This window comes from Caulobacter sp. LARHSG274, assembly GCF_052871235.1.
Genome location: NZ_JBIXJO010000002.1, coordinates 572059 through 585025, shown reverse-complemented (window position 1 = coordinate 585025; position 12967 = coordinate 572059). Strand labels below are relative to the sequence as shown.

The window sequence follows — 12967 nt, the reverse complement described above, 5'->3', positions numbered from 1 at the left end:
GGAGGTCCGCCATGAGCACCGACCCCGACGACAGGGCCGCCGTCGAGAAACGCCTGTGGAAGGAGCTGGAGGACGCCCGCGTCGGCATGCTGGGCCTGATCGACACGCGCCAGCACTTCCAGCCGATGACCGCCTTCGCCGAGCCCGAGCACAACCTGATCTGGTTCTTCACCCGGGACGACACCGACCTGGCCGACAGCGCCAAGGGCGGGGCCGAGGCGATGCTGGTGGTGCAGTCCAGGGACCACGATTTCCACGCCTGCATCAGCGGGGCCCTGTCCCTGGCCCGCGACCCGCTGCGGATCGACAAGTACTGGGGTCCGGTGGTCGCCGCCTGGTTCCCGGAGGGCAAGGACGATCCGCGCCTGACCCTGTTGCGCCTGGACGCCCGCGACGCCGAGCTGTGGATCTCCAAGGGCGGCCCGATCCGCTTCGCCTGGGAGGTGGCCATGGCCAACCTGACCGACACCACCCCCGACCTCGGCGACACCGCCCACGTCAGGCTGGGCTAAGCGCGCCTACCGCTTGCGCGTCGGGACCGGCGCATGGGCCAGCCGCAACAGGTTGGCCGCGCCGGGGGCGCCGAACGGCGTGCCGGCGACGATCAGCACCCGCTCGCCCGGCCCGACCAGACCCAGTTCGGCGGCCTTGGCGACGGCGTCGGTGGTCACCACCTCCAGGCTGTCGGGCTGGGCCGAGACCCGGGCCTCGACGCCCCAGACCAGGCACATCCGGCGAACGGCGTTGATCCGCGGCGACAGGGCCAGCACCGGCTGCAACGGCCGCTCGCGGGCCAGGCGGCGGGCCGTGGCCCCGGTGGTGGTGAAGGCCACCAGGCACTTGGTCGAGCCGGCCTTGGCGGCCTGGGCGGCGGCGACCACCAGCACGTCGGCGTCCTCGTCGTCGTGCGGCTGCTCGGCCTGCATCAGTTCGGGCCAGCGCGGGTCGCGCTCCACGCGCTCGATGATGCGGTTCATCATCGTCACGGCCTCTTCCGGATACTCGCCGGCCGCCGATTCCGCCGACAGCATCACCGCGTCCGCGCCCTCATAGACGGCGTTGGCGACGTCCGAGGCTTCGGCCCGGGTCGGGATCGGCGAGGTGGTCATGGATTCCAGCATCTGGGTGGCGACGATCACCGGAATGCCGCGCTCGCGAGCGGCGCGCAGGATGACCTTCTGGGCCACCGGCACCTCCTCCGGCGCCATCTCGACGCCGAGGTCGCCGCGGGCCACCATCACCCCGTCGCAGAGGTCGAGGATCGGGCCCAGGACCTGCAGGGCCTGCGGCTTTTCGATCTTGGCCAGGACGGCGGCCCGGCCCTCGACGATGCGGCGCAGCTCGGCCATGTCCTCGGGGGCCTGGACGAACGACAGGGCGATCCAGTCGACGCCCAGGCGCAGGGCGAAGGCCAGATCCTCGCGGTCCTTCGGCGTCAGCGGCGACATCGGGATGACCACGTCGGGCACCGCCACGCCCTTGCGCTCCGACAGCTTGCCGCCGTTGACGACGGTGGTGTTGGCGTAGCCGGGGCCGGCCTCGACCACCGTCATCCGCAGCTTGCCGTCGTCCAGCAGCAGGGTCGCGCCCGGCCGCATGGCGGTCAGGATTTCCGGATGCGGCAGATAGACTCGGGTGGCGTCGCCGGGCGTGGGGTCGTTGTCGAAGCGGAACGCCTGGCCCGCCTTCAGCATCACCGGCCCCTCGGCGAACTTGCCGACGCGCAGCTTGGGGCCTTGCAGGTCGGCCAGCACCCCCAGCGGCCGGTCCACCACCGCCTCGGCGGCGCGAATGGCGGCGTAGGAGGCGGCGTGGTCGTCGTGGCTGCCGTGGCTGAAGTTCAGGCGGAACACGTCGGCCCCGGCCTTGGCCAGGGTCACGATCATCTCCGGCGAGCTGCTGGCCGGGCCGATGGTGGCGACAATGCGGGAGCGGCGCGCGCGGATCATGAACCTGGTCCCGTGAGGCTAAACTATGCTGCGACGCGACATAAAATGCCGCACAGCGGAAAGGATTTGTCTCGGCCCAAGGCCATTTGTCGGTTTTCGCGCCCGACAAGGCCGGACAACGTTGACGTTACGTCTAGCGTTCCGAAGCCGGATTCGCCACCGTTCAAGTGTGAAGGCCCCGCGGGCTTAGCGTGCGGGACCCGTGGATTCGCGAACCACCAGTTCGAAGTCGAGCAGGCGCGAGGGCGGGCCCTCGCCCTCGCCGCCGGTCGTGCGGCTCAGCAGCAGGTCGGCGGCGGCGGCGGCCATGGCCTGGATCGGCTGGCGCACCGTGGTCAGCTGCGGCCAGACCACCTTGGCGCCGGGGGTGTCGTCGAAGCCGGCCACCGACAGGGTCTCGGGCACGTTGAGGCGCAGGCGGTTGGCCACCGCCATCACCCCCAGGGCCATGTCGTCGTTGGAGGCGAAGACGGCGGTCGGGCGATCCTCGCCGGCCAGCAGCCGTTCGGCCGCCTCGAAGCCGGAGCGGAACGAGAAATAGCCCTGCTCCACCCGGTCCTCGCGCACCGGATGGCCATGCTCGGCCATGGCCGTCGCATAGCCCTCATAGCGCAGGTGCGAGGCGCCGTGGTCGGGGTGGCCCTTGATGAAGCCGATGTCCACATGGCCCAGGCCGATCAGGTGGGCCGTCATCTCATAGGCGGCGCGCACATCGTCCATCCGCACATGGGCCGAGCGTCCCCGGTCCTGGTCGGGCGACAGCCGCACATAGGGCACGCCCTCGGCTTCCAGCACGTCCAGCACTGTCGGGTTGTCGCAGACCGGCGGGGTCAGGATCACCCCGTCCATCCGCAGGGTGGCCAGCATCGGCTGCACCTGGGCCGCGACGTCGCCCTCGGAGTCGATCGGCTCGACGATCAGGTGATAGCCCTCCTCCCGGCAGCGGGCGATCGCGCCCAGCTGCACGTCGGTGACGTAGGCGGGGCTGGGATTGTCGAAGAACACCCCGATCAGATAGGCCTTCGAGCCGGCCAGGCTGCGGGCCGAGATGTTGGGCCGGTAGTTCAGGGCGGCGACCGCCTCCTGCACCCGCGTGCGGGTGTCGTTCTTCACATTGGGCTCGCGATTGAGCACCCGCGACACGGTCTTGATCGAAACGCCCGACAGGCGGGCGACCTCGTGGATCGTAACCTTGGAATTCAAGACGGCCTCGCCCAGCGTCGGAAATCGACAAGCCCCGCAATAAGCCATGACAACCTTGTCATGGCGAGCCCACTTTTTGACATGGCCCGCAACATCGCGCGTCCGTTGGGACCCGCCAGGCTGGTCCCTCAGGATTAGGGATTCCGGGGCGACCGCCTAAGCGATCGCGGCCCGGCCGTCGGGCGTCATGGCCACGGCCGCGCCGATCAGGGCGGTGTGGGGATTCATCACCACATGGGTGGGGATGGCGCGGGTGTAATCGCTGAGCCGGCCCTTGGACTCGAAGCGGGCGCGGAACGCCCCGGCCTCCAGCAGGTCGATGATGCGCGGGGCGATGCCGCCGGCGATGAACACCCCGCCGCGCGCGCCCAGGGCCAGGGCCAGGTCGCCGGCCGCCGAGCCAAGGATCGCGCAGAAGCGTTCGATGGTGATCTTGCAGCATTCGTCGCCGGCCATGCCGTGCTCGGTGATCTGCTTGGCGGTCAGTTCGTCGGTCTTGCGGCCTTCGACCTCGGCCAGGGCCATGTGAAGGTCTTCCATGCCCGGACCCGACAGGATCCGCTCGATCGAGCAGCGGCCGAAGCGCTTCATCAGGATGCGCAGGATCTCGATCTCGACCTCGTCGAACGGCGCAAAAGCGATGTGGCCGCCCTCGGTGGTCAGGGGCGTCTCGACGCCGTGCCGGCGCACCATGCCCGCCGCGCCGAAGCCGGTGCCGGGGCCGATGATCGCCAGGTCGCCCTCGCCGGAGGTCTGCAGCGGCCCGATCTGGCGCAGGTCCTTGGGCGCCAGGCGCGGCGCGGCCAGGGCCTGGGCGGTGAAGTCGTTGATCAGCCTGGCCGAGCGGAAGCCGCCGGCCCGGCGCAGGCTGTCCTCCGACAGCTTCCAGTCGCTGTTGGTGAAGTGGACGGCGCCGTGCTCGATCGGCCCGGCGACGGCGACCACCGCCTGGTCGGGGTGCTTGAGCCCCATCTTGGCCAGATAGGCCTCGATGGCGTCCTCGGCCTGGCCGTAGTCCTCGCCCCTGTAGGAGGTCGGCTCGATCAGCTGGGGATCAGGTCCATCGAAATCGACCAGGGCGAACCGCGCGTTGGTGCCGCCGATGTCGCCGACCAGGCCTAGTCCGATGGAGTTCAAGCCGCTCATCTGTGTCTTTTCCTAAGCAAACAGCACGGAGCCGCCGTGGTCGGACGCGCCGACCCCCGCGCGCATCCAGCCGAACAATTCCCGCCCGAAGCCCGGCTTGGACGCCGGGACGCTCGCCGGCGTGCGGGCGCGCAGGGTCGCCTCGTCCACCAGGATTTTCAGTTCGCCCGTCTGGGCGTTCAGAGAGATGATGTCGCCGTCCTGGACATAGGCCAGGGCCCCGCCCTTGGCCGCCTCGGGCGTCACGTGGATGGCCGCCGGGGTCTTGCCCGAGGCGCCCGACATCCGGCCGTCGGTGACCAGGGCCACCTTGAAGCCGCGGTCCAGCAGCACCGAGATCGACGGCGACAGGTTGTGCAGCTCGGGCATGCCGTTAGCCGACGGGCCCTGGAAGCGGACCACGACGACGACGTCGCGGTCGAGCTCGCCGCGCTTGAAGGCGGCGATGAAGTCTTCCTGCTCCTGGAACACGGCGGCCGGGGCGGTGATCACCTGGTGCTCGGGCTTCACGGCCGAGACCTTGATCACCCCGCGTCCCAGATTGCCGGTCAGCAGGCGCAGGCCGCCCTCCGGATTGAACGGATCGGACGCCGGCCGCAGGACGTTGAGGTCCAGCGACTCTTCGGCCCCCTCGCGCCAGGCCAGCTCGCCGTCGATCAGCACCGGCTCCTGGGTGTAGCGCGACAGGCCCGGGCCGGCGACGGTCAGCACGTCCTCGTGGGCCAGGCCGGCCTTCAGCAGTTCCCTGACGACGAAATGGATGCCGCCGGCGGCCTGGAAGTGGTTCACATCGGCCGAGCCGTTCGGATAGACCTTGGCCAGCAGCGGGGTGACCTTGGAGATGTCGTCCAGATCCTCCAGCGTCAGGATGATGCCGGCGGCGTGGGCCATGGCCACCAGGTGCAGGGCCAGGTTGGTCGAGCCGCCGGTGGCCATCAGCCCGGCCACGCCGTTGACCACGGCCTTCTCGTCGATCACCCGGCCGACCGGGATCCAGTCGTTGCCCTTGTGGGTGATGGCCGCGACGCGCTTGGCGGCTTCCTTGACCAGGGCGGTGCGCAGCGGGGTGTTGGGATGCACGAAGGCCGAGCCCGGCAGGTGCAGGCCCATCAGCTCCATCAGCATCTGGTTGGTGTTGGCCGTGCCGTAGAAGGTGCAGGTGCCCGGGCCATGATAGCTGGCGCTTTCGGCGGCCAGCAGTTCCTCGCGGCCGACCTTGCCCTCGGCGTAGAGGGCGCGGATGCGGGCCTTCTCCGAATTGGGCAGGCCCGAGGTCATCGGCCCGGCCGGCACGAAGATCGCCGGCAGGTGGCTGAAGGTCAGGGCGCCGATCAGCAGGCCCGGCACGATCTTGTCGCAGACGCCCAGATAGAGCGCGCCGTCGAAGGCGTCGTGGGTCAGGGCGATGCCGGTGGCCATGGCGATGACGTCGCGCGAGAACAGCGACAGCTCCATGCCCGGACGGCCCTGGGTGACGCCGTCGCACATGGCCGGCACGCCGCCGGCGAACTGGGCGGTAGCCCCGACCTCGCGCGCCGCCGCCTTGATCAGCGCCGGATACTCCTCCAGCGGCTGGTGGGCCGACAGCATGTCGTTATAGGCCGAGACGATGCCCAGGTTGGGAGCGTTGACGTCCAGGGCGCGGACCTTGTCGACCGCCGGCGAGGCGGCGAAGGCGTGGGCCCAGTTGGCGCAGCTGAGCTTGGCCCGGCCCGGCTGGGCGGCCGCGGCGGCGTCGAGATTGGCCAGGTAGGTCGCGCGGCTGTCGCGGCTGCGCTCGATGATCCGCGCGGTGACTTCGGCGATGACGGGGTTCATGACCATGCGACTACTCCGCCCAGAGGATACGGACCGGGGCGCGGTCCTGATTGAGAATGGCGGCGATCGGCAGGCCGGGATCGACCGGAGCTTCGAGCAGGGCCTTCTTCGCTTGGCCGGTGACCAGCAGCACGATCAGCGACGCCTGGATCAACGCCTGGAAGGTCAAGCTGATCCGCGGCAGGTCGGGCGCGGGCGAGCCCGGCGGCACCGCGATCACGCTGCGCGCGGTCTTCGGATCCAGACCCGCCTCCAGGGCCGGATTGCCGGGGAACAGCGACGCGAAGTGGCCGTCGCCGCCAACGCCCAGCAGCACGACGCCGAACGGCAGGGCCGCGGCGACGCCGTCCTGGGCCTTCAGCGCCGCCTCTTCCGGGTCGGCGCCGTCGAAATAGAGCGGCGCGAACGCCGCCTTGGCCGCCGCGCCGACCAGCAGATGGCGACGGACCAGGCCCTCGTTGCTGCTGGCGTCCGAGGGCGGCACGAAGCGCTCGTCGGTCAGGGTGACGGTGACCTTGTCCCAGGGCAGAGTCAGGGTCGCCAGGCGGTCATAGACCGGGGCCGGGGTGGTTCCGCCGGTGGCGGCGAAGCCGGCGTGGCCGCGCTTGGCCACCGCGTCGTTCAGCGCCGCCACCAGCACCGAGGCCGTGGCGTCGAACAGGGCCTCGCGCGAGGCGAAGGCTTCGATCTTGGGAGGGGCCATGATCATGCCTATTCGTTCCACGCCCGGCCTTGCGGCGAGATCAGGGCGTGGGCGCTCTGCGGTCCCCAGGTGCCGGCGGCGTAGGGCGCGGGCTCGATGCCGGCCTGGGCCCAGGCGGCGGCGACGCCGTCGACGAACGTCCAGGCCTGCTCGACCTCGTCGCGGCGCACGAACAGGGTGCGGTCGCCGCGGAACACGTCCAGCAGCAGCTTCTCATAGGCGATCCGCCGGCGGCTGCCGGGCGCGGCCATGGTCAGGGACAGCGGCAGGGACTGCAGGCGCATGCCCTCCTCCGACAGCCCCGGACGCTTGGTCATCACCGTCAGCGAGATGTCCTCGTCGGGCTGCAGGTCGATGACCAGCCGGTTGGCCTTGGTCTCGCGCTGGGCGGCCGAGCCGAAGATGTTGTGCGGCACGGGCTTGAACTGCACGACGATCTGGGTGCGGCGGTCGGGCAGGTTCTTGCCGGTGCGCAGGAAGAACGGCACCCCGGCCCAGCGCCAGTTGTCGATGTCGACCTTCATGGCCACGAAGGTCTCGGTCTTGGTGCCCTTGCCGACTTCTTCCAGATAGCCCTCGCGGGCCGTGCCCTCGACCACGCCGGCCACGTACTGGCCGCGCACGGTGTCGTGGGCGACATTGGCCTTGGTGAAGGGGCGCAGGGATCGCAGCACCTTGACCTTCTCGTCGCGGACCGCATCGGGATCGAAGCCCGAGGGCGCCTCCATGGCGACCAGGCAGAGCAGCTGCAGCAGGTGGTTCTGCAGCATGTCGCGCAGGGCGCCGTACTCGTCGTAATAGGGCCAGCGCTCGCCGACCTTCTCGGTCTCGGCGATGGTGATCTGCACGTGGTCGATGTGGTTGTTGTCCCACAGGGGCTCGAACAGCACGTTGCCGAAGCGCAAGGCGGTCAGGTTCTGGACCGTCTCCTTGCCCAGATAGTGGTCGATGCGGAAGATCTGGCTTTCGTCGACCACGGCGCCGACTGCGGCGTTGGTGGCGCGCGAGCTCTTCAGGTCGCGGCCGATCGGCTTTTCCAGCACCAGGCGGGTGGCCGGTCCGGTCAGGCCGGCCGATTGCAGGGCGTTGCAGACCGAGCCGTAGAGGCTGGGCGACAGGGCGAAATAGATGACCAGCTCGCCGTGCTCGCCGACCTTGTCGGCCAGGGCCTTGGCGCCGGCGTCGGTGGTGATGTCGACCGACAGGTAGTCGAGGCGGGCCGCCAGGCGGTTCCAGGCGGCGTCCTCGACCGTGGCGCGCTTGCCCAGCTGTTCGCGCACCAGCTTGCGATAGCTGTCGGCGTCATGGTCGTGGCGGGCCAGGCCGATGATCCGCAGGTCGTGCGGCAGCAGGCGGTCGACCTCGAGGAAATAGAGGGAAGGCAGCAACATGCGCAGGGCCAGATCGCCCGCGCCGCCCAGCAGGACCAGCACTTCGCGGCCCGCTTCGCCGGTGTTCGTCTCTTTGGTCAATGCTTCCACCCTATGACAACGTTGTCATGCCATGCCCGTCCGAGCAATGCAAGCGGGCCCCTGTCGACGTCCCGGCAAGACCGCGCGCGCGGCGCTTACCTAAGGGGTTTGCGCCGCCAGGACCATATGACCAATCGCTTTTCCGGGGGGAAGTTTACCCGGCGGCAGCATGAAAAGCGGCCGCCGAGGGAACGGCGGCCGCTTGAAACGCAGATTGCCGAAAAAGCCGGCCCTAGAGGCCGTGCGAGGCCAGCAGGTTCAGGCCCAGCCGAATCGTCTCCGGCGGCGCCTCGCAGCGTTCGCCGATCTCCTTGGCGTAGGCCTTGAAGGTCGGCAGCTCGACCAGGGCGCTGGCGTCCTCGTCGCGGGTGTTGACGAACAGGTGGACGAAATTGACCCCGTCGCGGAACAGCGCATAGGCCACGTGCTCAGGCTGGGTGATCTTCAGCTCGTTGAACACCGCCAGCGACAGCGCCTCGTTCTCGTCGGCCCGGTCCGGCTTGGCCGCATAGCGCACCAGTGTCACTCTTTGCATGATCTTGGTCCTCGTGGAGCGGCGCGCGAAAGTGCGGCCCTCGGGAACAAGGACGACGGGACGGACCGAAAGGATTCGGCGCGAAAAATTCAGGGCCGCCGCGAATCCTTCGCCGCGCGCCGGACGTCATCAAGACGGGCCGTCGTTGGCGATGGCGAATCGAGAGGAAACCACATGGCGGACGGCGGCTTGGCTCCCGAGGCGTTCAGCCGGTTGATGGCGGACCTGCGCCCCAGCCTGCATCGCTACTGCGCGCGGATGGTCGGCTCGGCCTTCGACGGCGAGGACGTCGTCCAGGACGCCCTGGCCAAGGCGGCCTTGGCCTGGTCCGACGCCGGCCAGATCGAGCGTCCCGACCGCTGGCTGTTCCGCATCGCCCACAACACCGCGCTGGACGCCTTGCGTCGCCGCAAGCGCCAGGCCGTGCTCCGCGCCGACGAGGACCTGGGCGACGTCGCCGACCTCGCCGCCGCGACAGACGCCCGGGTGGCGGCGACCGCCAGCCTGGCCGTGCTGCTGCGCTTGCCGGTCGCCCAGCGGTCCTGCGTGGCCCTGGTCGACGTGCTGGGCCACTCGCTGGACGAGACCGCCGAGCTTCTCGACTTCACCCTGGCGGCCGCCAAGGCGGCCCTGCATCGCGGCCGCGTGCGGCTGAAGGACCTGGCGCAGGAACCGGACGAGGCCCCTCCCCGGCTGGACGCCGCCGAGCGCGAGCGCCTGCGCGCCTATGCCGACCGCTTCAACGCCCGCGACTTCGACGCCCTGCGCGCCCTGCTCAGCGAAGACGTCCGGCTCGATTTGGCCAACCGCGCCCGCCTGGACGGCCGCAAGGACGTCTCGGTCTACTTCACCCGCTACGACGCCATCTTCGACTGGCGGTTCGAAGTCGGCCTGGCCGAGGGCCGCCCGGCCCTGCTGGTCAGCGACCCCGCCGACCCGACGGCCGCCGTCCGCTACGTGGTGCTGCTGGACTGGCGAAGCGACGAGATCGCCGCGATCCGCGACTATCTCTATGCGCCTTACGTGATGGACAGCCTGGCGGTGGCGCGAGCCTAGAAACCTACTGATTTCAGACCGACGCGCCCTTCCCTCCTCCGTCTCCCCGGCGAAGGCCGGGGCCCAGATCGTAGGACTGTGTATTTCGGATAAGTGGCCAACACGACGGCTGAACCTGGGCCCCGGCCTTCGCCGGGGAGACGGGTGAAAACGGGTGAAAGGGGGTTCCAGCCTTCAATCATCATGCTGTTGCCGCCCTACCCCCGCGCCTGGGTCCGGAAGCGGTCCTTCATCTTGGCGACCCAGCCGTTGAAGGCTTCGTTGTCGGCGGTGACCTTGCTGAAGTCGCTGCTGGACAGGGCGCCCGGATCGGCGCCGGCCAGGGCCACGCGCAGGCCGTCGGGATTGCGCGCCCCGTCGACGAAGCCGCTGTAGCGCTGGCGCAGCCGGCCCAGCGAGGCGTCGTCGTCGGCCAGGCTGAAGGCGACCCCGGCCCGCAGCAGCTTGGCCTCCTCGGCGGCGGTCAGGGTCCCCGACGTCTTCCAGCGGTCGGCCAGGGCCCGCTCGTACATCGCCCCGGCCAGGGGCCAGGCGTGCTGCTTCCAGGCGGTGTCGGCGCGGATGTCCTCGGCGTCGCGGCTCTTGTCGCTCTCGATCACCTCCAGGGCGGCGTCGTAGCGGCCCAGGCCCATCAGGGCGCGGGCGGTGGCCAGGCGGCGCTCGGCGTTGAGGGCCGGCGGCAGGACGGTGGTGCGGGTGTTGTTGATGGCGTCCAGGGCGCTCTCGGGCTTGCGGTCCATCAGGTAGATCCAGGCGAGATCCGTGGCCACCTGGGCCTTGGGCACGCCGTTCAGGCGGTTGTCGACCTGGTACTTCAGCAGCTTGGCGGCTTCGTCCAGCAGATCGACATCGACCAGGCGGCGCACCAGGTTGCGGACCATCTGGTCGCCGTCGGCGCCGATCGGGGTCAGGTCCTGGAAGTCGTAGAACAGGCCCACGGCCTGGATCGGCTGCATGCCGTCGGCCAGGCCGTCGAGGAACAGCGCCCGGAAGGCGGTGTTGAGGTCGTTGCGCAGCGCCACCGCCTGCGGCAGGTCGGGCAGGTTGTTGCCTGCCGAATGCAGCACCTCCAGCGCCTCGCGGTAGCGGCCCTGGCGGATCTGCAGCTGGCCCAGCGCCCGGATGGTGTCCAGCTCGACGCCGTCGCCGCGCCAGCGGAAGCGCAGCTGGTCCAGGCCCTTGGCGGCGAGGTCGGGACTGATCTGGTTCTTGGCCAGGCGCAGCTGGATGGCGTGCAGGGTGGCGGGCGCGGCCAGCCGGTCGATCCCCGACCGGGCGATGGCCTGGAACACCGGCAGGGCCCGCGAGTCGCCCTTGGCCTCGAAGGCCTTGGCCAAGGTCAGGCGCAGCTCCAACTGGTCCTCGACCGGGATGTTGGGCAGCTTCAGGGCCTGGTTGACCAGGCGGATGGCGGTGTCCGGCGCGCCGCCGCCGACCGCCGCCTCGGCCTGGGCGCCCAGGAACCGCGCCTGCCACAGGGCCGGGAACATGTTCAGGGCCCGCTGGCCGTCGGCGAACCTCTGGTTGGCGTCGGTCCACTGGCCGGCCTTGGCGGCGACATAGCCCCGCCACAGGGCCGCCGACGGATCGTCGGCCAGGACCGGCGAGGCGAAGTCGGTCTCGGCCTCGGCGTAGCGGCGGGCCAGCACCTTGGCCACGCCGCGCAGGCCGCGGAACTCGGCGTCGCCCATCAGGGTCTGGTGGGCGCGGCCGGCCGCGTTGAGCACGCCGATCGCCTCATAGGACAGGTTCGAGCCGACAAGGAAACGGGCCAGGGCCATGCGGGCGGCGGTGTCGTCGCCCTTGCCGGCCCCGTCGCTGGCCGCCGGGATCGCGCCCAGCAGGGCGTCGTAGCGGGCCATGAAGCCGCCCGATCCGGTCTTGGCCCAGTGCTCGGGATCGATCAGGGCCGGCATGGCCAGGGCCTGGGGCGCGCCGACCAGGCTCTCGCCCCGGGCCTGGCCGCCGGCCGCCGCCGACAGCTGCAGGCCCTTGGGCCGGCCGATGCGGACGATGTCGCCGTCGGCGGTCATCTGCAGGTCGCCGGAATAGCTTTCCACCGCCAGGCCGGTAGCCGATTGCAGCAGGGCCATCTCGACATAGTCGCGGCGCGACGGCAGGCCCTTGGCCGGCGCGAGCGCCGTGGCCACGGCGATGCGGTCGCCGACGGCGGGGTCGGCCACCCACAGGGCCCTGGTCGCCCCGGCCACGGTGGCGGTCAGGGTGGCGGGACTGGCGGTGTCGTCGCGGGCGATGTTGATCGGATCAGGCGCATCCATGATCCCCGAGCCCAGCGACACCGTCCAGTTGGCGCCCACGCCCTCGGCGTAGAACGCGCTGCCCTGGGGCGTGCTGATGCGCAGGGCCGCGTAGTCCTCGCCCTTGAAGACCTGGATGTGGCCGTACTGGCTGGTCGAGGGCGGCAGCCGGCCGACGTCCAGCCGGGCGGGGGCGTCGAACACCACCCAGACCGCCTCGCCGCGGCGGAACACCGCGGCCCCGGCCGGCGCGGCCCAGTCGAGGCTCAGCCGCACCTGGCTTCCGACCTTGGAGAACTTCACCGGCACGACGCCGCTGGCGGGCAACGGATTGGGGCGGCGGGAGACCGGCGCGGCCTCCGGCGTCGGCGCGGCGGCCGTCGGCGGACGGGCGAACAGGTTGACGAAGTCGTCGCCGTCGGCGTTGCCGGCCCGGAAATCGGCGTCCTCGTCCAGGGCGACGACGATCTCGACGACGCCGCCGACATGGCGCGCCTCGGCGGTCCTGACCCAGCGCGGCGGGGCGATCTTCAGGGTGGTCAGGTTGGGATTGGCGTCACGCGGAAACCGCAGGACCAGGTTGGATCCGTCGCGATGGGCCTGCATGCCGCGCGAGCCGGGAAACTCCAGCCGGGTGAAGTCGGGCGCCTGGGCGACGCGCACCTCCAGGCCGCGCGAACTGGTCGGGCGGGAAACGGGCTTGGCGGCGCGATGCGACGGCGCGGCCGAGATCGCCGCCGTCGGGGTCGCCACCCCGAGGATGCAGATCGCCGCGACGGTCGATCTCAGGAACGCCCCCAGCCTCATGCCCCTGCCTTCACGTCCTC

At 70.5% G+C, this 12967-nt stretch carries 10 protein-coding genes; 2 read left to right on the top strand and 8 right to left on the bottom strand.

All coding sequences use genetic code 11. The features are described from left to right. Positions 1 to 11: 11 nt before the first annotated feature. A complete protein-coding gene (locus tag ACIPQB_RS07040) occupies positions 12 to 512 on the top strand; it encodes a pyridoxamine 5'-phosphate oxidase family protein (protein ID WP_446484502.1) in 501 nt (166 codons plus the stop codon). 6 nt (positions 513 to 518) lie between these two features. Here the strand turns inward: ACIPQB_RS07040 and pyk are convergent, their stop codons facing one another. From pyk to ACIPQB_RS07005, 7 genes are all read right to left on the bottom strand, one after another. Next, positions 519 to 1949, bottom strand: coding sequence for a pyruvate kinase (gene pyk, locus ACIPQB_RS07035; protein ID WP_446484501.1), 1431 nt, complete (start codon positions 1947 to 1949; stop codon positions 519 to 521). A gap of 186 nt (positions 1950 to 2135) precedes the next feature. Next, positions 2136 to 3152, bottom strand: a complete 1017-nt coding sequence (locus tag ACIPQB_RS07030; RefSeq protein ID WP_446484500.1) for a LacI family DNA-binding transcriptional regulator — start codon at positions 3150 to 3152, stop codon at positions 2136 to 2138. A 156-nt stretch (positions 3153 to 3308) separates the two neighbouring features. Beyond that, on the bottom strand, positions 3309 to 4298 hold the full coding sequence (glk, locus tag ACIPQB_RS07025) for a glucokinase (RefSeq protein ID WP_446484499.1): 990 nt from the start codon (positions 4296 to 4298) through the stop codon (positions 3309 to 3311). A 12-nt stretch (positions 4299 to 4310) separates the two neighbouring features. Further along, on the bottom strand, positions 4311 to 6122 hold the full coding sequence (gene edd, locus ACIPQB_RS07020) for a phosphogluconate dehydratase (RefSeq protein ID WP_446484498.1): 1812 nt from the start codon (positions 6120 to 6122) through the stop codon (positions 4311 to 4313). Between the two features lie 4 nt (positions 6123 to 6126). Continuing rightward, positions 6127 to 6825 (bottom strand): 6-phosphogluconolactonase, encoded by a 699-nt coding sequence (gene pgl, locus ACIPQB_RS07015; protein WP_446484497.1) that lies wholly within the window; start codon positions 6823 to 6825, stop codon positions 6127 to 6129. Positions 6826 to 6827: 2 nt separating this feature from the next. Further along, complete coding sequence (zwf, locus tag ACIPQB_RS07010; RefSeq protein ID WP_446484496.1) at positions 6828 to 8291, bottom strand: glucose-6-phosphate dehydrogenase; 1464 nt, start codon at positions 8289 to 8291, stop codon at positions 6828 to 6830. Positions 8292 to 8523: 232 nt separating this feature from the next. Continuing rightward, positions 8524 to 8826, bottom strand: coding sequence for a hypothetical protein (locus tag ACIPQB_RS07005; protein ID WP_446484495.1), 303 nt, complete (start codon positions 8824 to 8826; stop codon positions 8524 to 8526). A 174-nt stretch (positions 8827 to 9000) separates the two neighbouring features. On the opposite strand from ACIPQB_RS07005, the gene ACIPQB_RS07000 reads away from it, so the two are divergent. Further along, on the top strand, positions 9001 to 9882 hold the full coding sequence (locus ACIPQB_RS07000; protein WP_446484494.1) for a sigma-70 family RNA polymerase sigma factor: 882 nt from the start codon (positions 9001 to 9003) through the stop codon (positions 9880 to 9882). 197 nt (positions 9883 to 10079) lie between these two features. Here the strand turns inward: ACIPQB_RS07000 and ACIPQB_RS06995 are convergent, their stop codons facing one another. Further along, positions 10080 to 12947, bottom strand: coding sequence for a tetratricopeptide repeat protein (locus ACIPQB_RS06995; protein ID WP_446484493.1), 2868 nt, complete (start codon positions 12945 to 12947; stop codon positions 10080 to 10082). Positions 12948 to 12967: the final 20 nt, after the last annotated feature.